Consider the following 24,955-nt stretch of genomic DNA (forward strand, 5'->3'; position numbering starts at 1 on the left):
CTAGAAGTCCGGATCCCAGTCGACGACGATGCCGCCGCCGTCCATGTCCACCGACTTCACCACCGACTCCTTGAGGAACGGGATCAGTCGCTCGCGCTCGCCGTGCACGACGATGACGTCGTTGGCACCGGTCTCGAGCATGTGCGACACGGTGCCCAGCTCGATCCCGTCGACGGTGCGCACCGGCAGGCCCTCCAGGTCGACCCAGTAGTATTCCCCGGGCGCGGGTGGCGGCAGGGCCGAGCGGGGCACCCAGATCTCGGCACCGATCAGCGCCTGGGCCTGGTCGCGGTCCTCGACATCCGGAAACACCGCCAGGACGTTGCGACCGTTGTCATGCCCGCGCACCCCCTCGACCATGCGCTCGCTCCGGGCGTGGCACAGGATCCAGGGTTGGTAGCGGAACAGCCGATCGCGCGGATCGGTGTGCGACTCGATCTTGAGCTCGCCGCGGACGCCATGGACGCCCACGACCTTGCCGAGCTTGATCCGGCGCTCTTCACTCATGACGGACGCGGGGCCGGCCTTGGGCGGCGACCGGGGCATCAGGCGGCTTCGGCCGCCGGACGCTTGGCCTGCTTGTACAGGTCACGGACCTTGTCGGACATCTGCGCGCCCTGGCCGACCCAATGGTCGACGCGCGCGGTGTCGAGCTCGATGCGCTTGTCCTGGCCCGAGGCCACCGGGTTGTAGTAACCCAGGCGCTCCAGCGCACGACCGTCGCGCTTGTTGCGGCCGTCGGTGACGATGATGTGGTAGAAGGGGCGCTTCTTGGCGCCACCGCGGGTCAGACGGATCTTGACCATGTGAGTTTGCTCTGTAGTTCTTGGGAGAGGTCGCAATGACGCGGAACGCGCAGGAGACACTTCTGGCGCGGGTAATTGCGAATTATAGCCCGGCCCCGGCCTGAAATAAAAGCCCGCACCCGCCCGGGGCTGGCGATCGCCGTTCAGCGCATCGGAAAGCCCGGACCACCCTTGCCCATCATGCCCTTCATGCCGCGCATCAGGCCCTTCATGCCGCCGCGGGAGAGCTTGGACATCATCTTCTCCATCTGCTGGAACTGCTTGAGCAGGCGGTTGACGTCGGCCGGGGTGGTGCCCGAGCCGCGCGCGATGCGCGCCCGGCGCGAGCCGTTGAGCACGGCCGGATGGCGACGTTCCTGCTTGGTCATCGAGTCGATGATCGCGACCATGCGCGGGACTTCCTTGCCGGTCACCTGGCCCTTCACCGAGTCGGGGATCTGGCCCATGCCGGGCAACTTGTCCATCAACGCGCCCAGCCCACCCATGTTCTGCATCTGGTCGAGCTGGTCGCGCATGTCGTTGAGGTCGAACTTCTTGCCCTTGCGGACCTTCTCGGCCAGTTTTGCGGTCTTGTCCTGGTCGACCTTGCGCTCGACCTCCTCGACCAGCGACAGCACGTCGCCCATGTCGAGGATGCGGCTGGCGATGCGGTCGGGGTGGAACACGTCCAGGCCGTCGGGCTTCTCGCCCACGCCGATGAACTTGATCGGCTTGCCGGTGATGTAGCGCACGCTCAGTGCGGCGCCGCCGCGGGCGTCACCGTCGGTCTTGGTCAGCACCACGCCGGTAAGCGGCAGCGCCTCGGAGAATGCCTTGGCGGTGGTCGCGGCGTCCTGGCCAGTCATCGCGTCGACCACGAAGAGGGTCTCGACGGGGTTGATCGCGGCATGCAGCGCCTTGATCTCGTCCATCATCGCCTCGTCGATCGCCAGGCGGCCGGCGGTGTCGACCAGCAGCACGTCGACATGGTTCTTCCGCGCCGCATCGATCGCCGAGCGCGCGATCGCCTCGGGGCTGTCGCTGCCCAGCGACGGGTGGAACAGAACATCGACCTGCTCGGCCAGGGTCTGGAGCTGCTGGATCGCCGCCGGTCGGTAGACGTCGCAGCTGACCACCATGACCTTCTTCTTGCGCCGCTCCTTGAGGTGCTTGGCCAGCTTGCCCACGGTGGTGGTCTTGCCGGCGCCCTGCAGGCCCGCCATCAGCACGACCGCGGGCGCGGGGACGTTGAGGTTGAGCTCGGCACCCTGCCCGCCCATCACCACGGTCAGCTCGTCGCGCACGATCTTGATGAGCGCCTGGCCCGGGGTCAGGCTCGACAGCACCTCCTGGCCGACGGCGCGCACCTTGATGCGCTCGACCAGGGCCTGCACCACCGGCAGCGCCACGTCGGCTTCCAGCAGCGCGATGCGCACCTCGCGAGCGCCTCGCGGATGTTTTCCTCGCTGAGGCGACCGCGCCCACGCAGGCGCTGGACGGTGGAAGACAGGCGCTGGGTAAGCGACTCGAACATGGGCGGGACCGGTCTGGATCAATCAGGGCCGGCAAGTATATCGCGCGCGCCTCCCCGGGGCCCCGGCCGCCAGCGCAGGCCGGGAGGCATCCTCCTCCGGACCGCATCCCCGGGGCCCATGCGTGTCATTCTCCGGACGCCCGCGCTATGCCAAACTGGGCCCGATGATGACTGCCCTCGCCGCGATCACGACCTACCTGATCGCCACACACCGATCACTCAAGCATGCGCGCGAGCCCGAACAGGCCCGCCAGGCCGGCTTGTTCCTCGGCGCCATCGCGGTGCTGATCCATTTCGCCGTGCACGCGGACGCGTGGCGGGTTGCCGGCGGCATGCCGCTGCACTTCTTCGCAGCCCTGAGCCTGGTGGGGCTGGGCATGGCGGCACTGACCCTCGTGGCCAGCCAGATGCAGCGCATGGAGGCATTGGGCGTCGTGGTGTTCCCGCTTGCGGCGCTGAGCCTTGCCGCCTACCTGGTCGCTGGACCGCACGCGGTACCCCCGGTGGTCGACTGGCGCATCCAGATGCACGCCTGGCTGGCGCTGCTGGCCTATGCGACGTTGGCCCTGGCGGCCATCCTTGCGAGCTTGCTGTGGTTCCAGGACGTGGCGCTGCGGCACCACAAGCGCATCACCGCCCTGCGCCTGCTCCCGCCCCTGACCCTGGTCGAAACGCTCCTGTTCCGGACCATCGGCGCCGGGTTCGTGCTGCTGACGCTGGCCCTGCTCAGCGGCGTCTTGTTCGTCTCCGACCTGTTTGCCCAGCACCTGGCGCACAAGACCACGCTTTCGCTGCTGGCCTGGCTGGTCTTCGGCATCCTGTTGCTGGGGCGCTGGCGCCGGGGCTGGCGTGGTCGCCACGCCGCCCAATTGACCCTGGGCGCGATGGCCCTGCTGGGCCTGGCGTTCTTCGGCAGCAAGTTCGTGCTCGAACTCGTGCTCGGCACCCGGGCCTGAACGCATGGACGCGATTCCGCTGACAGCCCTGTTCAGTGCGCTGGGCGTACTGCTGCTGTTCTCGGCATTCTTCTCGGGTTCCGAAACGGCGCTGATGTCGATCAACCGCTATCGCCTTCTGCACCTCGCCCGCGAAGGCCATCGCGGCGCGATGCTGGCGCAGCGCCTGCTCGAGCAGCCCGACCGCCTGATCGGCCTGATCCTGCTGGGCAACAACTTCGTCAACATCCTCGCCTCGGCGCTTGCCACGGTCGCCTTCGTGCGCATGGCCGGCGAGGCCGGCGTGCTGGTGGCGACGGTGGTGATGACCGTGGTGGTGCTGATCTTCGCCGAAGTGGCGCCCAAGACGCTCGCGGCGTTCAAGCCCGAACGGGTCGCCTTGCCGGCCTCCTACGTGCTGTACCCGATGTTGAGGCTGTTCTACCCGGTGGTCCGGGTCATCAACTTCCTGGCCGGGCTGGTGCTGCGCCTGTTCGGGCACCGGCGCATGCCCGGCGACGACCAGGCCCTGTCGCAGGCGGAGCTGCGCACGCTGCTGCAGGAGGGTGGCGGACTGATCCCCGACAGCCATCGGCGCATGCTGCTCAACATCCTGGCGCTGGAAGAGGCCCGGGTCGAGGACATCATGGTGCCGCGCAACGAGATCCACGGCATCGACCTGGACGTGTCGATCGAGGAACTCCGGATGGAATTGGCCAACTGTCCGTTCGGACGCGTCGTGGTGTATCGCGACAGCATCGAGAACATCGTCGGCACGCTGAACATCCGCACGCTGGTGGACGTCCAGGGCCGCCAGCCGGTCGACCACGCGCTGATCGAGGCGCGCATGCGCGCGCCCTATTTCATCCCCGAGGGGGCGCGCCTGCCGCAGCAGTTGCTGGAGTTCCAGCGCACCGAGCGCCGGCTGGCCCTGGTGGTCGACGAGTACGGCGACATCGTCGGACTGGTCACGCTGGCCGACATCCTCGAGGAGATCGTCGGCGAGTTCACCACCGAACCGGGCAAGAACACCCGCCTGATCCACCACGAGAGCGATGGCAGCGTCATGGTCGACGGCCGGATCCCGGTGCACAGCCTGAACCGGCGCCTGGACTGGGACCTCCCCACGGACCCGGCGCGCACGCTCAGCGGCCTGATCGTCAGCCAGCTCGAGACCCTGCCGATGCCCGGGACCGAGCTGGAAATCGAGGACTACCACATGCGCATCGAGCTGGTGCGCGACAACGTGGTCCGGCGCGTGCGGGTGATGCCTCCGGTCACCCCCGGCTCGTCCAACGGCCTGCCCACGCCCCCGGGGCCCGACAGCCGCGCCGACTGAAGGCTAGCCAGCGGCGTCGAGCGCCTGCGCCAGCCGTTCCACCGCGATCACCTCCAGGCCCTTGAACTGTCCGGGCTTGGGTACGTTGGCCTTCGGCACGATCGCCCGCTTGAACCCGTGCGTGGCGGCTTCCTTGAGCCGCTCCTCCCCGTTCGGCACCGGGCGGATTTCTCCCGAGAGCCCCACCTCGCCGAATGCGACCGTCTTCTCGGCCAGTGGCCGGTCACGCAGGCTCGACAGCACCGCCAACAACACCGGCAGGTCCGCCGCGGTCTCCTGTACCCGGATTCCACCGACCACGTTGACGAACACATCCTGGTCGAACACGCCAACCCCACCGTGGCGGTGCAGCACCGCCAGCAGCATCGCCAGCCGGTTCTGCTCCAGGCCCAGCGTGACCCGGCGCGGGTTGGCCAACGGACTCTGGTCGACCAGCGCCTGCACCTCGACCAGCAAGGGACGGGTTCCTTCCCGGGTCACCATCACCGCGCTGCCCGGCTGCGCCGTGGAGCTGCCCGAAAGGAAGATCGCCGACGGGTTCGGGACTTCCTTGAGCCCCTTGTCCGACATCGCGAAGACGCCCAGTTCGTTGACCGCGCCGAAACGGTTCTTGAACGCCCGCAGCACCCGGAAGCGGCTGCCGGACTCGCCCTCGAAGTACAGCACCGCATCGACCATGTGCTCGAGCACCCGCGGGCCGGCGATGCCACCCTCCTTGGTGACGTGCCCGACCAGGAACACCGAGGTGCCGGTCTCCTTGGCGAAGCGCACCAGCTTCGCCGCCGATTCGCGCACCTGGCTGACCGAACCGGGTGCGGAGGTCAGCGTGTCGCTCCACAGGGTCTGGATGGAATCCGCCACCAGCAGGCGCGGGCGTGGCTTGGCCGAGGTGGCGCGGGCGAGGATCTTCTCCACGCAGGTTTCGGCGAGCGCATTGAGGTCGTCGAGCGGCAGGCCGAGCCGGCGGGCCCGCCCCGCCACCTGGGCCAGGCTTTCCTCACCGGTCACGTAGATGGCTGGCTGCGTGGCCGACATCAGCGCCAGCGCCTGCAGCAGCAGGGTGGACTTGCCGATGCCCGGATCGCCTCCGACCAGCACCACCGAGCCCTCGACCAGCCCACCGCCCAGCACCCGGTCGAACTCGCCTATCGTCGTCGACACGCGTGCCTGCTCGTCCTGGCTGACGTCCCTCAGCGCGGTCACCTCGGCCGCATCGACCCGTCCGGCCCAGCTGCTGCGCGCCTGCCCGGCACCGGACTTGGCGCTGCTGGCAGGCTCGATGACGAATTCACTCAGCGTGTTCCAGGCCCCGCACTCCCCGCATTGGCCCTGCCAGCGGGTGAAGCTGGCCCCGCACTCGGAACACACGTAGGCGGTCTTGGCCTTGGCCATCGGGGCATCGCTCCTTCTCATCGCAGCGCGCAGGGTAACCGCTGCCCGTCTCGCCCGGCGAGACGGAAAAACTCCCGGCCACGAAAAAAGGCCGTGGAGCGTATCCACGGCCTTTCCGGTTTGGTGCCGCAAAGAGGAGTCGAACCTCCGACCTACTGATTACGAATCAGTTGCTCTACCAACTGAGCTATTGCGGCGAGGGGCGGAATTCTAGGCGCGTGGCCGCCCGGGGTCAATCGACCAGCGCGATGCGCAACTCCTTGGGCAAGGCGAAAACCATGTTTTCCTCCTTGCCCGACAGTTCGGTGACCGCCCCCGCCCCAAGCGCCTGGAGGCGGTCGATGACGCCGCGCACCAGTATGTCCGGGGCCGAGGCGCCCGCGGTCACGCCCACCGAGCGGCGACCCTTCACCCAGGCCGGATCGATGTGGCTGGCGTCGTCGATCAGGTGCGCTTGCACGCCCTGGCGTTCTGCCAGCTCGGCAAGGCGGTTGGAATTGGAGCTGTTGGCCGAACCCACCACCAGCACCAGGTCGCAACGCGAGGCCAGCTCGCGCACGGCATCCTGGCGATTCTGCGTTGCGTAGCAGATGTCGTCGTTGCGCGGCCCCTGGATGGCCGGGAAGCGGCGCTTGAGCACGTCGATGATCTGCCGGGTGTCGTCGACCGACAGCGTGGTCTGGGTGGTGTGGGCGATGGCGTCGGGCTGCTCGACTTCCAGGGCCTCGGCCTGGGCGACGTCCTCCACCAGGTAGATGCGGCCCTTGGCCCCATCCCTGGCCCACTGCCCCATCGTGCCTTCCACCTCGGGATGCCCGGCATGACCGATCAGGATCACGTCGTCGCCCTGGCGGCAGTGCCGCGCCACTTCCAGGTGCACCTTGGTGACCAGCGGGCAGGTCGCGTCGAACACCTTCAGGCCACGACGCTCCGCCTCGGCGCGCACGGCCTGCGACACGCCATGCGCCGAGAAGATCACCGTGGCGCCATCGGGCACCTCGTGGAGTTCCTCGACGAACACCGCTCCGCGCGCGCGCAGCTCCTCGACCACGTAGCGGTTGTGCACCACCTCGTGGCGCACGTAGATCGGCGCGCCCAGCGTGTCGAGGGCGCGGTTGACGATCTCGATCGCCCGGTCGACGCCGGCGCAGAAGCCGCGGGGGTTGGCGAGCAGCAGGTCCATGGCTCCCATTATCCCTCTTTCTGCTGGCGGAACCCGAACACGACGATACCGATCGCACCGGCCACGATCGCCGAGTCGGCCAGATTGAAGGCCGGGTAGTTGTAGCTGCCGATGTAGACGTCGACGAAATCGACCACATGCCCCCAGCGCAGCCGGTCGTAGAGGTTGCCCAGCGCGCCGCCGATGATCAGCGCGAACGGCAGCGCGGTGCGCCAGTCGTTTCGCGGCGTGTTGCGCAGCCACACCACCAGCATCGCACTGATGCCGATCGCGGCGACCGAGAAGAACCAGCGCTGCCAGCCCGAGGCGCTGGCCAGGAAGCTGAACGCCGCGCCTTCGTTGAACACCAGCGTCCAGTAGAAGACGCCCTCGATCACCGCCACCGGCCGGTAGGGCTCCAGCAGGTCCAGGGCGAGGTACTTGGTGGCCAGGTCCAGCGCGATCACGGCCAGCGACAGCCACAGCCACGGAAGGGCATTGGGTTTAACACTCACGGCATTCTCCGGATCGGCGCAGCGCGGGCCGCGCCGTTTGGGCTCAGAACCAGCGACGATCCTCGCCGGCCCCCTCGATGTTGTCGACGCAGCGGCCGCAGATTTCCGGGTGCTCCGGGTTCGCGCCCACGTCGTCGCGGTAATGCCAGCAGCGGATGCACTTGGCATGGCTGCTCCTGGTCGCCCGCACCCACACGTCGGCCTCGCCGGGACGCACCGCGTCCCCGGCACGCTCAGCCACCGGCTTGAGGGCCACGCTCGAGGTGATGAACAGGAAGCGCAGCTCGTCCGCCATGGGCGCGAGCTTCGCGACCAGGGGCTCGGGCGCGCACACCTCGACCCCGGCCTCCAGTGCCGCGCCGAGCTGCCCGGCGCCACGCATCGGCTCCAGCACCGCGTACACCGCCTCGCGAAGCTTGAGCAGCGCGTCGAAGTCCGCCGGCGACAACGGCGCGTCGTCGGGCAACGGCGAGAGGCCGTCGTACCAGGTCTCGAACAGCACGCTGTCGCCGCGCTCGCCGGGCAGGTGCGCCCACATCTCCTCGGCGGTGAAGCTCAGGATCGGCGCGACCCAGCGCACGAACGCCTCGGCCACGTGGTACATCGCGGTCTGCGCCGAGCGCCGGCCGCGGCTGTCCTCGCCCATCGTGTAGAGGCGGTCCTTGGTCACGTCCAGGTACAGCGCGCCCAGGTCGACCGAACAGAAGTTGCCCAGCGACTGCACGATCTCGGCGAAGTCGTAGCGCTCGTAGGCCGCCTCGATCTTCGCCTGCAGCGCGTGCGCGCGGTGCACGATCCAGCGGTCCAGCAGCACCATGTCCGCCGCCGGCACCACGTGCCGGGCCGGGTCGAAGCCGGCCAGGTTGCCCAGCAGGAAGCGCGCGGTATTGCGGATGCGGCGATAGCCGTCGCCGGAACGCTTGAGGATCTCGTCGCTGACCGACATCTCGTTGCGGTAGTCCGCGCCGGCCACCCACAGCCGCAGCACGTCGGCCCCCATCGCGTCGACCACCTTCTGCGGGGCGACCACGTTGCCGACCGACTTGGACATCTTGCGGCCGTCCTTGTCGACGGTGAAGCCGTGCGTCAGGCACTGCCGGTACGGTGCCACCCCATCGATCGCCACGCCGGTCAGCAGCGAGCTCTGGAACCAGCCCCGGTGCTGGTCGGAGCCCTCCAGGTACAGGTCGGCCGGCTTGCCGATGCCGCGTGCCGCCAGCACCGCCTCATGGGTGACGCCCGAGTCGAACCAGACATCGAGGATGTCGGTGACCTTCTCGTAATCGTCGGCGTCCCCGCCCAGCCATTGAGCCGGGTCGAGCGCGTACCAGGCGTCGATGCCGCCCTGCTGCACCAGGTCGGCGGCGCGGCGCATCAGTTCCACCGAGCGCGGATGCGGCTCGCCGGTCTCGCGGTGCGAGAACAGCGCGATCGGCACGCCCCAGGTGCGCTGCCGGCTGATGCACCAGTCCGGGCGGCCCGACACCATGCCGGCGATGCGCTCGCGGCCCCAGCCGGGCACCCAGCGCACACTGTCGATGGCCGCCAGCGCGTCGCGGCGCAGGCCGGCCTTCTCCATCGAGATGAACCACTGCGCGGTGGCGCGGAAGGCAACCGGGGTCTTGTGCCGCCAGCAGTGCGGGTAGCTGTGGGTGATCGTCTCCTGTGCCAGCAGGTGGCCGCTCTTCGCCAGCGCGTCGGTGATCAGCGGGTTCGCCTTCCACAGGTGGACCCCGGCGATCTCGTGCTCGCCGGCCTTCGGCGTGCCCGGCAGGTAGGTGCCGTTGCCGGCGACCGGATTGAGCACCTCCAGTCCGTAGACCTTGCCGACCGCGAAGTCCTCCTGGCCGTGGCCGGGCGCGGTGTGCACCGCGCCGGTGCCATCCTCGGCGGAAACGTGGTCGCCCAGGATCACCGGCACCTGTCGCGCGTAGAACGGGTGCTGCAGCGCCAGGTGCTCCAGCGCCGCGCCCCTGGCATGGCCCAGCACCTTCACCGCATCGACGCCGTAGCGCTTCAGCGCCGGGCCCGCCAGCGCCTCGGCCAGCACCAGCAGCACGCGGCGACCGTTGCGCAACGGCCCCTCGACCAGCACGTAGTCCAGCTCCGCGCCCAGGGTGACGGCCATGCTGGCCGGCAGCGTCCACGGCGTGGTGGTCCAGATCGGCAGTGCCACGATCGCGTCGCCTGCCTCGGCACCGAACTTCGCCGCCAGCACCGCAGGATCGATCGCGTCGTAGGCCACGTCCACGGCCGGCGACTGCTTGTCGGCGTACTCGATCTCGGCCTCGGCCAGGGCCGAGCCGCAGTCGAAGCACCAGTGCACCGGCTTGGCGCCGCGCACCAGGTGCCCGCGCTCGACGATCTTCGCCAGCGCGCGCAGCATGTCGGCCTCGTAGGCGGAGTCCATCGACCGGTACGGGTTGTCCCACTCGCCCAGCACGCCCAGGCGCTTGAAGTCCGCGCGCTGCAGGTCGATCTGCTCGGCGGCGTACTCGCGGCACTTCTGACGGAAGCCGGCGGCGTCGAGCTTGGTGCCGACCTTGCCGAACTTCTTCTCGATCGCCACCTCGATCGGCAGGCCGTGACAGTCCCAGCCGGGAACGTAGCCGGCGTCGAAGCCAGCCAGCAGCCGCGACTTCACCACCACGTCCTTGAGGATCTTGTTGACCGCATGGCCGATGTGGATCGTGCCGTTGGCGTACGGGGGCCCGTCGTGCAGCACGAAGGGCTCGCGTCCACGCGCCTTCTCGCGGATGCGGCCGTACAGGTCGTCGGCGTACCACTGCTCGAGTGCCTTTGGCTCGCGCTTGGGCAGGTCGCCGCGCATCGGGAATTCCGTGGCGGGAAGGTGGATGGTGTGCTTGTAGTCCTGGCTCACTGCGAGGCCCGTGTTTTGTGTACGTTGAGGAGGTTCCTGGCGGCCGCGGCATCGCGGTCCATCTGCGCAACCAGCGCATCCAGGTTGTCGAATTTCTCTTCGTCGCGAAGCTTTGCGACGAATTCGACCCCGATGCGGCGCCCATACAGGTCGCCCTCGAAGTCGAACACATGGGTTTCCAGCAGCGGCTCGGCGCCATCGACGGTCGGCCGCGTGCCCAGGCTCGACACTGCCGGCATCGGCACCGGGCCCACGCCGTGGACGCGGGTGGCAAAGATACCGCGAAGCGCAGGTACCTTGCCGCCCAATCGCAGGTTGGCGGTCGGGTAGCCCAGTTGCCGCCCGAGCTGGCGCCCGCGAGCCACGCGGCCCGAGATCCGGTAGCCGTGGCCCAGCATCTCCGCCACCACGTCCAGCTCGCCCTCGCCCAGAAGCGCGCGGATGCGGCTGGCCGACACGCGGCTGCCGCCGATGTCGACCTGGTCCATGACGCGTGCTTCGAAGCCCAGCTCCGCCCCGAGGCCGCGCAGCGTGTCGATGTCGCCGCTGCGGCCACGGCCGAAGCGGAAGTCAGGCCCCACCCAGACTTCACGCGCGTTGAGCCGCTGGCCGATCACCCGGCGCACGAAGTCCTCGGCCGGAATCGCCGCCAGCGCGGCGTTGAAGCGCAACAGCCCGATCACGTCCACGCCCAGCGCCAGCAGGCCCTCGATGCGGGCCCGTGGCAGCGTCAGGCGTGCCGGCGCACGGTCGCCACCGAAGAATTCCCGCGGCAGCGGCTCGAAACTCAGTACCGCGGCTGCCAGCCCGGACTCGTGCGCACGGCCGACCACGCGGCCGACCAGCGCCTGATGGCCCAGGTGCAGGCCGTCGAAGGCACCGATACAGACCACGCTGCCCCGCGGGCTGACGCACCCGCCGTCGACGTCCCTGAAAAGCCTGCTCATCCGTTCAAGTATAGCGGCATGGTGCCGGCGCTTCTCAGCCGGCGAAGCGCAGTTCGCGCGGGCGCCAGCCGGTCAGCAGCAGCCCGGCCCCATAGGCCGCGGCACCCGCGCCCACGACGCCCAGCAGCACGCCCCAGCGCATCCATTCGCCGAGCGCGCTGAACTCGCCGATCCAGGCGCGCAGCGCCAGTACCACGACCGCCATCGCCACACAGCCGGCCATCAGGCGCAGCAGGTGCCGGCCCCAGCCGGGCGAGGGCTGGTACAGGCCGTCGCGCTTGAGGTAGCGCCACAGCAGCGCCGCGTTGACCGCGCCGGCGATCGCCGTGGCCAGCGCGATGCCGGCATGCGCGCCCGGGGTACCGGTCAACCACAGCGGCGTGGTGATCGCGATGGTCAGCACCACGTTGGCCACCACCGTCGCGATCGCCGCCTTCATCGGCGTCTTCGTGTCCTGGCGGGCGAAGAAGGCCGGCGCCAGCACCTTGGTCAGCATGAAGAACGGGATTCCCAGGCTCATCGCGATGACCGCGTAGGCGGTCATGGTGCTGTCGAGCGCGGTGAAGGCACCGCGCTCGAACACCGTCGTCACCACCGGCTCGGCCAGCAGCACCAGGCCCAGCGCCGCCGGCAGCGCCAGCAGCAGCACCTGCCGCAGCCCCCAGTCCAGGGCACTGGAGAAGCCGGCGCCATCGGTGGCGGCGAAGCGGCTGGACAGGTGCGGCAGGATCACCGTGCCCAGCGCCACGCCGAACAGGCCCAGCGGGAACTCGACCAGGCGGTCGGAGTACCACAGCCAGGTCTGGCTGCCGGTCACCAGCAAGGAGGCGAACAGCGTGCCGACGATCAGGTTGAACTGCGCCACCGAGGACGAGAACAGCGTGGGCAGCATCAGCTTGAAGACCCGGCGCACGCCCTCGTGCCTGAAGTTGATCCGCGGCCGCGGTGCCAGCCCCAGCCGCCCCAGCGCCGGCCACAGCAGCAGCAGCTGGGCGAAGCCCGCCGCCAGCACGCCCCAGGCCAGCGCCATGATCGGCACGTCGAAATAGCCGGTGAAGAACAGCATCGCCGCGATCAGCATCAGGTTGTGCAGCACCGGCGTCACCGCCGGCAGCCCGAAGCGCCCGAAGCTGTTGAGCACGCCACCGGCCAGCGCCACCATCGAGATGAAGCCCAGGTACGGGAACACGATGCGCAACATGTCCGAGGCCAGCTCGAACTTGCCCGGCTCGTTGAGCGTGCCCGGGGCGATCGCGCCGACGATCAGCGGCGCGGCAAGCATGCCCAGGCCGCTGACCAGCCACACCACCGCGAACAGGGCGCCGGCGATGTGGTCGAGGAAATCCTTCAGCGCGGCACGGTCGCCCGACTCCTTGATGGCCGAGAAGGTCGGCACGAAGGCCATCGCGAACGAGCCCTCGGCGAAGATCCGCCGCAGGTAGTTCGGGATGCGGTAGGCGATGGTGAACGCATCCGTGGCGCTGCCGGCGCCGAACAGCGCCGCCTGCACCACGTCGCGGGCGAATCCGGCGATGCGCGAGAGGAAGGTCATCGCGCTGAACACCGCGGTGGAACGAAGCAGACGGGGCCGGCTCACGCGCACGCCCCCCGCTGGCCGGCATTCATCCGACCCAATTGACTCAATCGCATGGATGACCCATAATTTCCGGTCTTGATTTGCGTGCGCGCCTGCGCGCCCATTTCCCCAGTCAACACGATCCACCGATCCTCAATTTCCAGGAAACAGCCGTGGCAAACATCCAGTCCGCCAAGAAGCGCGCCCGTCAGACCATTGTCCGCAATGCGCGCAACGCCAGCCAGCGCTCCATGCTGCGCACTTCGGTCAAGAAGGTCATCAAGGCCATCGAGGCCAATGACGTCGCCGCCGCCGAGGCCGCCTACGCCACCGCCGTGCCGATCCTCGATCGCTACGCCGCCCGTGGCCTGATCCACAAGAACAAGGCTGCCCGCCACAAGAGCCGCATCAACGCCCGCATCAAGGCCATCAAGGCCGCCTGATCGGGTTCCGGATCGGTAAACGAAAAAGCCAGCCCCCGGGGCTGGCTTTTTTGTTGGGCCGACGGACGACCACCCCCTCCGGGTGCCGGCCACCGCTGCCACGGACCCGGCAGGCGAAGGCGTCATCGGCATGCCCGTCCCCCGGGGGGCCGCGGGGCCGGCCTCAACCCCGCTCCGGCCAGTCCGGACCAGGGACCTTCGCGGCGTTCTGGGCCGTGTAGGCCTGCTCGGCCGCCGCCTCGTCGGCCTGCTCGCGCAGCGAATCGAAGAACGCCATCACCTGCTGCATGATCGGCCAGGTGCCCTCCTTCGAGATCGCCGAGACGACGAACCAGGGCTCCTGCCAGTCCAGTGCCTTCACGACCGCCTCGGCGCGCGGCTGGCGCTCCTCCTCCGGCAACAGGTCGACCTTGTTCATGATGAGCCAGCGCGGCTTGTCCAGCATGCCCGGGTCGTACTTGCGCAGTTCCGCCTCGATCGCACGCACCTGCTCGACCGGGTCGGTGTGGTCGTCCATCGGCGCGATGTCGACCAGGTGCAGCAGCAGGCGCGTGCGCTGCACGTGGCGCAGGAACAGGCTGCCCAGCCCGGCACCATCGGCGGCGCCCTCGATGAGGCCGGGGATGTCGGCGATGACGAAGCTGCGGTGCGCCTCGATGCGCACCACGCCCAGGTTCGGATACAGCGTGGTGAACGGGTAGTCCGCCACCCGCGGCGTGGCCGCGGAAACCGCACGGATCAGCGTCGACTTGCCGGCATTCGGGAAGCCCAGCAGCCCGACATCGGCCAGCAGCTTCATCTCCAGCCGGATCTCGCGCTCCTCGCCGGGCGTGCCGGTCGTGGCCTTGCGCGGCGCCCGGCTGACCGAGGACTTGAAATGGATGTTGCCCAGCCCACCCTTGCCACCCTGGGCCACCAGCAGGCGGTCGCCGTGCTGGGTCATGTCGCCGATCACCTCGTCGGTCGCCACGTTGTAGACCACGGTGCCGACCGGCACGCGGATCGTGATGTCCTCGCCGGCCTTGCCGTACATCTGCCGGCCCATGCCGTTCTCGCCGCGCTGGGCGTTGAAGCGGCGAAGGTGGCGGAAGTCGACCAGCGTGCTCAGGTTCTCGTCGGACTCCAGCCACACGCTGCCGCCGTTGCCGCCGTCGCCGCCGTCGGGGCCGCCGAGCGGGATGAACTTCTCGCGGCGGAAACTCACGCAACCGTTGCCGCCGTTGCCGGCGCTGACGGTGATGACGGCTTCGTCGACGAATTTCATGGTCAGTACTGCCCGAAGGAAAAAGGAAGGGGCGCAACGCCCGATTCTAGCCGCTCGCCACGCAAGGGGCCCGGCCACGCGGCAACCCTGCCACGGGAAGGTGGCGACCTGCGGGCCGGAACGGGCCATCCGCGGCCGAAAAACACGCCACCGCGTGGTGCCAGAAACGAAAAGCCCCGCATCACGCGGGGCTCTCCGGTACAGCGTCGGGCGCCTGGACTCAGGCGGCCGGGACGACGCTGACGGTGCGGCGCTTCTTGGGACCCTTCACCGCGAACTCGACGTGGCCATCGGCCAGCGCGAACAGGGTGTGGTCGCGGCCGATGCCGACGCCGGTACCCGGATGGAACTGGGTGCCGCGCTGGCGCACGATGATGTTGCCGGCTTCGATCGCCTGACCGCCGTAGATCTTCACACCGAGGTACTTCGGGTTCGAATCGCGGCCGTTACGGGTCGAGCCTACGCCCTTTTTCTGTGCCATGACTTACTCTCCTAACGCTCAGGCCGTGATGCCGGTGACTTCGATCTCGGTGTAGTGCTGCCGGTGGCCCATCTGCTTGCGATGGTGCTTGCGCCGGCGGAACTTGACGATCCGGATCTTGTCGTGGCGACCGTGGCTCTTGATACGCACCTCGACCAGCGCGCCGTCCACCTTCGGGCTGCCGACCGTGATGGACTCGCCATCACCGATCATCAGCACGTTGTCGATCTTGATGGTGTCACCCTCTTCGCCGTCGAGCTTCTCGACGCGCAGGTATTCACCCTTCATCACGCGGTACTGCTTACCGCCGGTGACGATGACTGCGTACATGACTGATTCCTCTGTAGTTATTCTGTCGTGTTACGAACTGCTGGCAAGGCCAGTCGCCCCGCAAGTGGCGGGACAGAAGCGGAATTGTCTCCGAATCCGGACCTGAAAGCAACTCCCCGGCAGCCACGCCAGGGGGCACGCGCGGAGACTGGCGCGCGCCGGCCCGGCCAGCCAGGCCAGGCCGAACGCCCCCGAAACGTCCGGCGTGCCCAGGGGACCGCCTGCCGCGGGCGCACTGCTATGCTGATGTGTTCCGGCCACCGCCCCCTACGGAACCGCATGGACACCATCCGCATCCGCGGCGCGCGCACCCACAACCTCAAGAACATCGACCTCGACCTGCCGCGCGACAAGCTCATTGTCATCACCGGCCTGTCGGGTTCGGGCAAGTCCTCGCTGGCCTTCGACACGATCTACGCCGAGGGCCAGCGGCGCTACGTGGAATCGCTGTCGGCCTATGCCCGGCAATTCCTCAGCGTCATGGAGAAGCCCGATGTCGACCACATCGAGGGCTTGAGCCCGGCGATATCGATCGAGCAGAAGTCGACTTCGCACAACCCGCGCTCGACCGTCGGCACGATCACCGAGATCTACGACTACCTGCGCCTGCTCTACGCGCGCGTGGGCATCCCGCGCTGCCCTGACCACGACTTCCCGCTGGCCGCCCAGATCGTCAGCCAGATGGTCGACCAGGTCGTGGCCCTGCCGGAGGAGAAACGCTTCATGCTGCTGGCGCCGGTCGTGCGCGACCGCAAGGGCGAGCACGTGCAGGTGTTCGACCAGCTGCGCGCGCAGGGCTTCGTCCGGGCGCGCGTGGATGGCGAGGTGTACGAACTCGACGCGGTGCCGACCCTGGCGCTACGGCAAAAGCACACGATCGAGGCGGTGATCGACCGCTTCCGGCCGCGCGAGGACCTCAAGCAGCGGCTGGCGGAAAGCTTCGAGACGGCGCTCAAGCTCGGCGACGGCCTGGCGATCGTCGCCGACCTCGACGACCCGAAGGCTCCGGAGCAGTTGTACTCGTCGAAGTTCAGCTGCCCGGTCTGCGACTACTCGCTGCCCGAACTCGAGCCGCGGCTGTTCTCGTTCAACTCGCCGGTCGGCGCCTGCCCGACCTGCGACGGCCTCGGCGTGAGCCAGTTCTTCGACCCCTCGCGCGTCGTGGTGCACCCCGACCTGAGCCTCGCCGCCGGCGCGGTGCGCGGCTGGGACCGTCGCAACGCCTACTACTTCCAGCTCGTCGCCTCGCTGGCCAAGCACTACCACTTCGACATCGACACGCCGTGGCAGGAGCTGGGCGACACCGCCCGCAACGCGGTGCTCTACGGCAGCGGCGAGGAGGTGATCACCTTCACCTACCTCACCGAGTCGGGCGGCAAGACCCAGCGCAAGCATCGCTTCGAGGGCATCGTGCCCAACCTGGAGCGCCGCTACCGCGAAACCGAATCCTCGGCGGTGCGGGAGGAACTGGCCAAGTACATTTCCGACCGGCCCTGCCCCGACTGTGGCGGCGCGCGGCTCAACGCGGCCTCACGCAACGTGTTCGTCGCCGACCGGCCGCTGCACGAGATCACCCGGCTGCCGATCGACGAGGCCCTGGCCTTCTTCAATGGCGTGAAGCTGGATGGATGGCGCGGCGAGATCGCGCCGAAGATCATCAAGGAGATCGGCGACCGCCTGCGCTTCCTGGTCGACGTCGGCCTGGACTACCTGTCGCTCGAGCGTCAGGCCGACACCTTGTCGGGGGGCGAGGCACAGCGCATCCGCCTGGCCAGCCAGATCGGCGCCGGCCTGGTCGGCGTGCTGTACGTGCTCGACGAGCCCTCGATCGGCCTGCACCAGCGCGACAACGAACGCCTGCTGGGCACGCTGACGCGGCTGCGCGACCTCGGCAACACCGTCATCGTGGTCGAACACGACGAGGACGCGATCCGCCTGGCCGACCACGTGCTCGACATCGGCCCCGGGGCCGGCGTGCACGGTGGCGAGATCGTCGCCCAGGGCAGCGTGCAGGACATGATGGATTCGCCGCGCTCGGTCACCGGCGACTACCTCGCCGGCCGCCGCCGCATCGAGGTGCCCACGCAGCGCCACAAGGTCAGGAAGGACATGACCCTGCGGCTGCTGGGCGCCAGCGGCAACAACCTCAAGGACGTCGACCTCGAGATCCCGGCAGGCCTGTTCGTCGCCGTCACCGGCGTATCGGGCTCGGGCAAGTCGACGCTGATCAACGAGACCCTGTACCACCTCGCGGCGAACGAGCTCAACGGTGCCAGCCACAGCGTGGCCGCGCACCGCGAGGTGCACGGCATGGACCTGTTCGACAAGGTCGTCGACATCGACCAGAGCCCGATCGGCCGCACGCCGCGCTCGAACCCGGCCACCTACACCGGCCTGTTCACACCACTGCGCGAGCTCTACGCCCAGGTCCCGGAGGCACGCGCCCGCGGCTACGCTCCCGGCCGCTTCAGCTTCAACGTGCGCGGCGGCCGCTGCGAGGCCTGCCAGGGCGACGGCCTGATCAAGGTCGAAATGCACTTCCTGCCCGACGTCTACGTGCCCTGCGACGTGTGCCACGGCAAGCGCTACAACCGCGAGACGCTGGAGATCCTCTACAAGGGCTACTCGATCCACGACGTGCTGGAAATGACCGTCGAGGACGCGCTGGAACTGTTCCAGCCGGTGCCGGCGATCGCCCGCCGCCTGGAGACGCTGATCGATGTCGGCCTGAGCTACGTGAAGCTCGGCCAGTCGGCGACCACGCTTTCGGGTGGCGAGGCGCAGCGGGTGAAGCTGTCCAAGGAGCTCTCGCGTCGCGACACCGGCCGTACGCTCTACATCCTCGACGAGCCGACCACCGGCCTGCACTTCCACGACATCGAGCACCTGCTGGAAGTGCTCCACCGGCTGCGCGACGACGGCAACACGATCGTCGTCATCGAGCACAACCTCGACGTGATCAAGACCGCCGACTGGGTCGTCGACCTGGGGCCGGAGGGCGGCCACCGCGGCGGCGAGATCATCGCCACCGGCACGCCGGAGGACCTGGCCGCGAACCCGCGTTCGCACACGGGGCAGTTCCTCGCGCGCATGCTCGAGGTGGCGAAGGGAAGCTCGGGCACGCCGCGCAAGAAGACGGTTGCGCCCCGCAAGAAGGCAGCCGCAAGCCGCAAGGCGGAGGGCCGCGCATGAGCACCCCGCTGTTCAACGCGCGCATCGCCGTGCGCTGGAGCGATCTCGACGCGTTCAACCACGTCAACAACGCCACCTACCTCACCTACCTGGAGGAAGCGCGCCTGCAGTGGCTGGACGCGCTCGAGGGCGAGTGGATCAGCGAGGGCGCTGCCCCGGTGCTGGCCGCCTCCCAGCTCAACTACCGGCGACCGATCGAGTGGCCAGCGACGCTGCAGGTCGAATTGGCGGTCGAGCGCCTGGGATCGTCGAGCCTGACGTTGTCGCACCGCATCCTCGACGAATCCGGTGGGCAACTGCATTGCGACGGGCACGTGGTGACCGTGTGGATCGACCCCCGCTCGGGCCGTCCGGTACCGCTTCCCGACGCCGTGCGCAGCGGCTGCGAGCCTGCTGCCGGCTAAACGCCGGGCACCGCCTGCGTGCAGCCGGGCGCACTCCTGGGGTAAACGTAGGCGTCGTCGTGCCGCGTCGAGCGGCTCGACCCCGCCGGACCCCAGGAGCCCCGCATGAAGCCTGCCCCGCTGTTCGTTGCCCTCGTCGCCGCGCTTGCGGCCACCCACGCCACCGCGCAACCCGAGAACGCCTCGCTCACCATCTACAGCGGCGGCTACGAAGGACTCAGCCAGTATGGCGACGGCAGCCAAGGCTACGCGCTGGTGCGCGAGGAGCACGTCTTCCGGCTGGCCAGCGGTGTCGACACGATCAATATGTCGGGCCTGCCGACCCAGATCGACGTGGCCGGCGTCGACCTGCAGCCGCTCGGCAATGCCCAGGTGCTGGGCCAGCGCTTCGACTTCGCGCTCGCCGGCCAGGAGGAATTGCTGCGGCGATCGATCGGTCGGACCGTGACCGTCGAACAGGCCGTCGGCAACGAGCGCGAACGCCATACCGGCACGCTTCTCGCCGCCGGCAACGGCCTGACGCTGGCGCTGCCCGATGGCCGCGTGCGGGTGCTGTCGAGCTTCTCCGGTTTCGAGCTCAACGAGTTGCCCGACGGCTCAGCGCCAAGCCCGGGCTGCGATGGGAGGTGCGCAGCGGTGGCGGTTCGCAACGTTTCCAGCTCGACTACCCGACCGCCGGGCTTGCGTGGCGCGCGGAGTACCGCGCCGACCTCTCCAGCGGCCGCCAATGCGCCATGCGCCTTGCCGGCCAGGCCCAGGTGGCCAATCGCTCCGGCAAGGCCTTCGCGGACACGCAACTCACGCTCGTGGCCGGCGAACCGCGGCGGGTGCATGACGCTGCACCGCGAGCGGAAATGGATATGGCCAGGGCGTACGCCAGTCGTCCGGCCGCGCCGCCGCCGCCGGCTCCGGAGCGCTCGGGCGAGTACCATGCCTACACGCTGCCCGGCCGGACCACCCTGCCCGATGGCAGCATCCAGCAGGTGCCGTTGATCGCGACCGCCGACGCCGTCGCCTGCCAGCGCCGTTACGAGGTGCGCACGCCGCGAATGTGGCGTGGCCACCGCACTCCGGTCGTCCAGCCCGAATACGGGCATACCGGCGACCTGCCGGTCACCATCAACCTGAGCTTCGACAACCGCCAGGCGCAGGGTCTCGGGCAGCCGCTTCCGGCCGGGCGGGTAAGGGTGTTCGACGACGGCGACCTGCTCGGCGAGGCCGCACTGGCCCACACGGCGGTCAATGCCCGGGTCGACCTGGTGCTGGGCACTGTCTTCGACCTCGGTGCCGAACGGCGCTCGACCGACTTCACCCTCGACCGCAGCGGCCGACAGATGACGGAAAGCTTCGAGCTCACCCTGCGCAACGGCGGTGGCCAGCCCGCCCGGATCCAGGTGCACGAGACACTGCCGCGCTGGACCGACTGGGAGATTCTCGAGGCCTCGCAGTCGCACGAGAAGACCGATGCGCAGACGGTGCGCTTCGACGTCGATGTGCCCGCCGACGGGGAAGCCACGCTGACCTATACGGTGCGGTATCGTTGGGCTCCCGACGTCCGAGTCCCCTGAAAGGCGCAGCCATGATCGAATCCTCCCGCAGCGGCGACATCCTTGAACTCCGGCTGGCACGGCCTCCGGTCAATGCGCTGAACCCGGACCTGCTCGAAGCGCTGCGTGGCGCGGTCGAGGCCGCACCCGGCGACGGCGTGCGCGCGCTCATCCTCAGCGGCGGGCCGACGGTCTTTTCCGCCGGGCTGGACGTGCCCTACCTGCTCACGCTGGAGCGCGACGCCCTGGCCGCGTCCTGGCACAGCTTCTTCGAATGCGCCCGCAGCATCGCCCGCAGCCCGATACCGGTGGCCGCCGCGATCGGTGGCCACAGCCCCGCCGGGGGCTGCGTGCTGGCCCTGTGCTGCGACTACCGGGTCATGGCACAGGGGCCGTTCCGCATCGGCCTCAACGAGGTCGAGGTCGCGTGGTCGTGCCCGACGGCATCCAGCACCTGCTGCGCCGGGTCGTCGGCCCCTACCGTGCCGAGCGGTTGATGGTGTCCGGCGCGATGGTCGAATCCGAGGCTGCGCTGGCGATCAACCTGGTCGACGAGACCACCGAGATCGAGCATGTCGGCTTGCGTGCGCGCATCTGGCTCGAGGACCTGCTGGCCAAGCCCTCCGCCCCGATGCTGGCCACCCGGCGGCTGGCACGTGCCGACCTGGTGGACGCCCTGGACGATCCGAAGCGGATGAACATCGACCGTTTCATCGACGACTGGTTCTCACCCGAGACCCAGTCGGTGCTGCAGACGATGGTGGCGCGGCTCAAGGCGGGCAAGGCCGGCAAGCCCGCCTGAGGCCCCGACGCTAGGCCTGGCCGGTCGCCACCGGCCGGGCCGGGTCGGAGATCCAGCCACTCCAGGACGGCGCGTACACACGGGCCCCTTCCAGGCCCGCATGGGCCATGGCCAGCCGGTGATGGCAGGCGGTGACCCCGGAGCCACACATCAGCAGCACGTCGGCCGGGCGATTGGGCGCGATCAACTCTTCCCACTCCTCGCGCAGCTGCGAGGCCGGCTTGAACAGCCCGCTGTCCTGGAGATTCGCCGTGTAGGGGCGGTTGCGGGCCCCGGGTATGTGGCCGGCGACCGGGTCGATCGGCTCGACCTCGCCACGGAAACGTTCCGCTGCGCGTGCATCGACCAGGCAATGGCCTGTGTGGTCCAGTCGCGCCCGGAGTTCATCGGAGTCCAACCATTCACCGGGCAGGTAACCCGGGTCCGCATAGAGCGCGGGCTGCCACGACTCCTCCCCCTCCTGCAGTGGCAGGCCGGCATCGCGCCATGCGGCCAGGCCACCGTCGAGCACCGCCGCACGACGATGGCCCAGCGACCTCAGCAACCACCACAGGCGCGCAGCGGCCATCGCGCCGTCGGCGGCGTCGTAGGCCACCACCTGCGTGGAGGGCATGATGCCCCAGGCGCCCAGGTGGGCACACAGGGCCCCTGAAGCGGGCAACGGGTGGCGTCCCGCGGCAGCCGCAGCAGGTCCGGACAGTTCGTCCTCGAGACGGGCATGCCGGGCGCCGGGAATGTGCGCCGACAACCAGTCACGCCGACCCTGACCAGGGTCGGCCAGCGATGCGCGGCAGTCCACGACCACCACGTCGCGATCGCCAAGGTTGGCCGCCAGCTCCACGGCCGACACCAGCGCCGTCCATTCGGTCTCCATGCACGCACTCCCTGCCTGCGGTCACTCAGCCTACAGCGTGCATCCGTTCGCGCAGATTCACCAGTACCGCCGCAGTGACACCCCAGATGCGGTGACCCTCCCAGGCGAATTCGAACCAGTGCCGGCGCCGCCCCTGGTAGTCGGCTTCGACACGACGGCAATTGCCCGGGTCGAGCAGGAACGCGAGCGGAACTTCGAAGGCCGCCTGCACTTCCGACGGGTCGATGACCGCGCTGAAGTCGATCGGGACCCGTGCCACCACGGGCCAGACATGGAACGCGCTGATGGTGACCAGGGGATCGAGCAGCCCCAGCGGCACCGCGCCGGACAGGCCAACCTCCTCCTGCGCCTCGCGCAGCGCCGCAGCCACGGGACCGGCATCGTCGGGCTCGACGCGACCTCCGGGAAAGCTGACCTGGCCGGCATGGTGGCGAAGGTCCTCGTGGCGGTGGGTGAGCAGGATGTTGAGGGTGTCGCCGCGCGGAATCAGCGGCAACAACACCGCCGCTTCGCGCAGGCGCGCCGGGACCAGGTCGTCGATCTCGTGGCGATTCCAGGGCTGGATCCCCGGAAGGGGCGACACCGGATGCAAGGCGGGCTGCAAGCGTTCCAGCAGCCGTTCCGCGGAGACGTCGCGCCCCCGCAGGGATGTCATCCCCGTGCACCTTCGCGCGCGGGCAGGAGCAGCTCCATCACGCGCTCGCGCTCGGCCTCGCTCATCGTCGACCAGCGTGCGATCTCGTCGGTGGTGCGCAGGCAGCCGTCGCACAGCCCGTCGAGTCGCAGGCTGCATACGCCGATGCAGGGGGTGAGGATGGCCGGGGTGCTCATATGCAGCAGGCGTCCCCGCGTGGCTGCGACCTGGTCGCGGCGACGCGGGGCGCGGGGCCGGATCAGTCGATCGCGACCAGCTTGAGGTCGAACACCACGACCTGGTTCGGGCCGATCGGCGAGCGCGGGTCGTTGCCGTAGGCCTGGTCGGGCGGCAGGAACACTTCCCAGCGCGAACCGGTGGCCATCAGCGGCAGCACTTCGCTCAGGCCAGGCATGAAGGCCTCGGACACGTTGACCGTGGCCGGCTGCGGCTCCTGGCCCGGCTGCTGCACGCTGGAGTAGGTGCTGGCGAAGTCCTGCCCGGTGGTCAGCGAGGCCCGGAAGTGCACGCGCACGTTCGCGTTCGCGGCCGGACGCGCGCCCGTGCCCTGCTCGATCACCCGGTACTGGATCCCGCTGGGCAGCACGGTGACGCCCTGCTTGCCGCGGTTCTCGGCCAGGAAGCTGTCGGAGCGAGCCTTGTTCTCGCTGGACACCCGCTCGAACTCGGCCATGGCCTGGGCGCGCATGCGCTCGGTCATCGCCTGCAGCGAGGCAGCCATCTCCTGGGGTGGCACGGCCGGGTCGCGACGACCGTAGCCGTCCTGCATCGCCCGAACGACGGAATTGACGTCGACGTCGATGCCGCGCTCGGCGAGATCACGGCCGATTTCGTATCCGATGGAATAGCTGAGCTTGTTCTTCTCGGAGCTGTAGTCCTGGGCCGAGGCAACCCCGACGCCGAGGGTGGCCACAAGGGCTGCCAGCAGTCGCAACTTCATTCCATAACCTCCAGTGGGAAGGAACGGTCGATACCGTCCCGGGTAACGCGTTAGCATACGCGGCGGCCGAATCTACTGCCAGCCGGACAGACCCCGGGAGAAACGCGCAAGTTCCCGGACACCGGCCACCGCCCCGGCGGTTCCAGCCGGCACCCTTCAGCCCATGGAGTCAGTGATGGCCTTCACCACCCTCAGCACCGAAGACCGCGGCGCGGTCCGCATCATCTGCGTCGATCGCCCGGACAAGCTCAACGCGCTCAATCGCCAGACCCTGGCGGAGCTGCACATCGCCTTCGACCAGGCCGCCGGCGACGACGCCGTTCGCGTGGTGGTGCTGCGCGGGGCCGGCAACCGCGCCTTCGTCGCCGCGCCGACATCAGTGAACTGGCAGGCCTCAGCCCGGTGCAGGCGCGCGACTTCTCGCGCTTCGGCCAGCGCCTGATGTCGAAGATCGAGCGCCTCGGCAAGCCGGTCATCGGCATGATCGACGGCTACGCACTGGGCGGAGGACTGGAACTGGCGATGGCCTGCCACCTGCGAATCGCCTCCGACGACGCCAAGCTGGGGCTGCCGGAGATCACGCTGGGCCTGTTGCCCGGCTTTGGCGGCACCCAGCGCCTGCTGCGCCTGGCCGGCCGAAGCGCGGCCCTTGCGCTGACCCTGTCGGGCAAGCCCGTGGACGCCGAACGTGCGCAGGCCCTGGGCCTGGTGGGCCGGGTCGTGGCCAAGGCGACCTGGAAGCCGAAACCCTGGCCGAGGCCGAGCGGATGGCACGCGCCGCGCCCCAGGCGCTGCGCGCGATCCTCGACACGGTGCTGCTGGGTGGCGAAGGCAGCATCGACAGTGGCCTCGAGTTCGAAACCCAGGCGTTCGGGCTCCTGTTCGCGACCGAGGACATGCGCGAGGGGACCGATGCGTTCCTGAACAAGCGCAAGCCCGACTTCAAGGGCCTCTGAG

19 protein-coding genes, 1 tRNA gene and 4 pseudogenes are annotated in these 24,955 nt (G+C 69.0%); 8 read left to right on the top strand and 16 right to left on the bottom strand.

Annotated elements, in window-relative coordinates:
• From rimM to ffh, 3 genes and pseudogenes are all read right to left on the bottom strand, one after another.
• On the bottom strand, positions 1–507 hold the full coding sequence (gene rimM / locus FU658_RS02230) for a ribosome maturation factor RimM (protein ID WP_425477562.1): 507 nt from the start codon (positions 505–507) through the stop codon (positions 1–3).
• A gap of 38 nt (positions 508–545) precedes the next feature.
• Positions 546–806 (bottom strand): 30S ribosomal protein S16, encoded by a 261-nt coding sequence (gene rpsP, locus FU658_RS02235; protein ID WP_147890585.1) that lies wholly within the window; start codon positions 804–806, stop codon positions 546–548.
• A 143-nt stretch (positions 807–949) separates the two neighbouring features.
• Positions 950–2,319 (bottom strand): annotated as a pseudogene (gene ffh / locus FU658_RS02240) (signal recognition particle protein).
• A 164-nt stretch (positions 2,320–2,483) separates the two neighbouring features.
• Between ffh and FU658_RS02245 the strand changes: the two are divergent.
• Both FU658_RS02245 and FU658_RS02250 read left to right on the top strand, forming a co-directional pair.
• Positions 2,484–3,275 carry a cytochrome C assembly family protein gene (locus FU658_RS02245; RefSeq protein ID WP_147890586.1) on the top strand — a complete coding sequence of 264 codons (792 nt, stop codon included), beginning with the start codon at positions 2,484–2,486 and terminating at the stop codon, positions 3,273–3,275.
• Positions 3,276–3,279: 4 nt separating this feature from the next.
• A complete protein-coding gene (locus tag FU658_RS02250) occupies positions 3,280–4,593 on the top strand; it encodes an HlyC/CorC family transporter (RefSeq protein ID WP_147890587.1) in 1,314 nt (437 codons plus the stop codon).
• A gap of 3 nt (positions 4,594–4,596) precedes the next feature.
• Here the strand turns inward: FU658_RS02250 and radA are convergent, their stop codons facing one another.
• From radA to murJ, 7 genes are all read right to left on the bottom strand, one after another.
• Positions 4,597–5,985 carry a DNA repair protein RadA gene (gene radA / locus FU658_RS02255; RefSeq protein WP_147890588.1) on the bottom strand — a complete coding sequence of 463 codons (1,389 nt, stop codon included), beginning with the start codon at positions 5,983–5,985 and terminating at the stop codon, positions 4,597–4,599.
• Between the two features lie 121 nt (positions 5,986–6,106).
• Positions 6,107–6,182, bottom strand: a tRNA-Thr gene (locus tag FU658_RS02260).
• A 35-nt stretch (positions 6,183–6,217) separates the two neighbouring features.
• Positions 6,218–7,168, bottom strand: a complete 951-nt coding sequence (gene ispH / locus FU658_RS02265; protein WP_147890589.1) for a 4-hydroxy-3-methylbut-2-enyl diphosphate reductase — start codon at positions 7,166–7,168, stop codon at positions 6,218–6,220.
• Positions 7,169–7,176: 8 nt separating this feature from the next.
• On the bottom strand, positions 7,177–7,662 hold the full coding sequence (gene lspA / locus FU658_RS02270; protein WP_147890590.1) for a signal peptidase II: 486 nt from the start codon (positions 7,660–7,662) through the stop codon (positions 7,177–7,179).
• Positions 7,663–7,705: 43 nt separating this feature from the next.
• The gene (gene ileS, locus FU658_RS02275) at positions 7,706–10,543 is read right to left on the bottom strand and encodes an isoleucine--tRNA ligase (RefSeq protein WP_147890591.1); all 2,838 of its coding nucleotides are present in this window, start codon (positions 10,541–10,543) and stop codon (positions 7,706–7,708) included.
• A complete protein-coding gene (locus FU658_RS02280) occupies positions 10,540–11,490 on the bottom strand; it encodes a bifunctional riboflavin kinase/FAD synthetase (protein ID WP_147890592.1) in 951 nt (316 codons plus the stop codon). Before FU658_RS02280 ends, ileS begins: the two co-directional genes overlap by 4 nt.
• 34 nt (positions 11,491–11,524) lie before the next feature.
• Positions 11,525–13,087, bottom strand: coding sequence for a murein biosynthesis integral membrane protein MurJ (gene murJ, locus FU658_RS02285; protein ID WP_147890593.1), 1,563 nt, complete (start codon positions 13,085–13,087; stop codon positions 11,525–11,527).
• Positions 13,088–13,239: 152 nt separating this feature from the next.
• On the opposite strand from murJ, the gene rpsT reads away from it, so the two are divergent.
• Positions 13,240–13,509, top strand: coding sequence for a 30S ribosomal protein S20 (gene rpsT / locus FU658_RS02290; protein ID WP_147890734.1), 270 nt, complete (start codon positions 13,240–13,242; stop codon positions 13,507–13,509).
• Positions 13,510–13,672: 163 nt separating this feature from the next.
• Here the strand turns inward: rpsT and cgtA are convergent, their stop codons facing one another.
• From cgtA to rplU, 3 genes are all read right to left on the bottom strand, one after another.
• On the bottom strand, positions 13,673–14,773 hold the full coding sequence (gene cgtA / locus FU658_RS02295; protein WP_147890594.1) for an Obg family GTPase CgtA: 1,101 nt from the start codon (positions 14,771–14,773) through the stop codon (positions 13,673–13,675).
• Between the two features lie 220 nt (positions 14,774–14,993).
• Positions 14,994–15,254: a 50S ribosomal protein L27 gene (gene rpmA / locus FU658_RS02300; protein ID WP_147890595.1), complete on the bottom strand. Its 261-nt coding sequence runs from the start codon at positions 15,252–15,254 to the stop codon at positions 14,994–14,996.
• Positions 15,255–15,272: 18 nt separating this feature from the next.
• Positions 15,273–15,584 carry a 50S ribosomal protein L21 gene (rplU, locus tag FU658_RS02305; RefSeq protein WP_147890596.1) on the bottom strand — a complete coding sequence of 104 codons (312 nt, stop codon included), beginning with the start codon at positions 15,582–15,584 and terminating at the stop codon, positions 15,273–15,275.
• 279 nt (positions 15,585–15,863) lie between these two features.
• Here rplU and uvrA point away from each other — a divergent pair, with 279 nt between their 5' ends.
• The 4 genes and pseudogenes from uvrA (at position 15,864) to FU658_RS02325 (ending at position 21,529) form a co-directional block, all read left to right on the top strand.
• On the top strand, positions 15,864–18,776 hold the full coding sequence (gene uvrA / locus FU658_RS02310) for an excinuclease ABC subunit UvrA (protein WP_147890597.1): 2,913 nt from the start codon (positions 15,864–15,866) through the stop codon (positions 18,774–18,776).
• On the top strand, positions 18,773–19,180 hold the full coding sequence (locus tag FU658_RS02315) for an acyl-CoA thioesterase (RefSeq protein ID WP_147890598.1): 408 nt from the start codon (positions 18,773–18,775) through the stop codon (positions 19,178–19,180). The genes uvrA and FU658_RS02315 overlap by 4 nt, the downstream gene beginning before the upstream one ends.
• 626 nt (positions 19,181–19,806) lie before the next feature.
• Positions 19,807–20,748, top strand: coding sequence for a DUF4139 domain-containing protein (locus FU658_RS14240; protein WP_187265865.1), 942 nt, complete (start codon positions 19,807–19,809; stop codon positions 20,746–20,748).
• A gap of 11 nt (positions 20,749–20,759) precedes the next feature.
• A pseudogene (locus FU658_RS02325) lies at positions 20,760–21,529 on the top strand (enoyl-CoA hydratase/isomerase family protein).
• Positions 21,530–21,539: 10 nt separating this feature from the next.
• On the opposite strand, the gene FU658_RS02330 reads toward FU658_RS02325, so the two are convergent.
• The 3 genes and pseudogenes from FU658_RS02330 to FU658_RS02340 all read right to left on the bottom strand — a co-directional run bounded on the left by FU658_RS02330 (position 21,540) and on the right by FU658_RS02340 (position 23,998).
• Positions 21,540–22,403: a sulfurtransferase gene (locus FU658_RS02330; RefSeq protein WP_147890600.1), complete on the bottom strand. Its 864-nt coding sequence runs from the start codon at positions 22,401–22,403 to the stop codon at positions 21,540–21,542.
• 25 nt (positions 22,404–22,428) lie between these two features.
• Positions 22,429–23,234, bottom strand: a pseudogene (locus tag FU658_RS02335) (NUDIX hydrolase).
• 62 nt (positions 23,235–23,296) lie between these two features.
• Positions 23,297–23,998, bottom strand: coding sequence for an FKBP-type peptidyl-prolyl cis-trans isomerase N-terminal domain-containing protein (locus tag FU658_RS02340; RefSeq protein ID WP_187265866.1), 702 nt, complete (start codon positions 23,996–23,998; stop codon positions 23,297–23,299).
• A gap of 175 nt (positions 23,999–24,173) precedes the next feature.
• On the opposite strand from FU658_RS02340, the pseudogene FU658_RS02345 reads away from it, so the two are divergent.
• A pseudogene (locus tag FU658_RS02345) lies at positions 24,174–24,954 on the top strand (enoyl-CoA hydratase/isomerase family protein).
• Position 24,955: the final 1 nt, after the last annotated feature.

The organism is Alkalisalibacterium limincola, assembly GCF_008017755.1.
GTDB classification, from domain to species: Bacteria; Pseudomonadota; Gammaproteobacteria; order Xanthomonadales; family Xanthomonadaceae; genus Alkalisalibacterium; species Alkalisalibacterium limincola.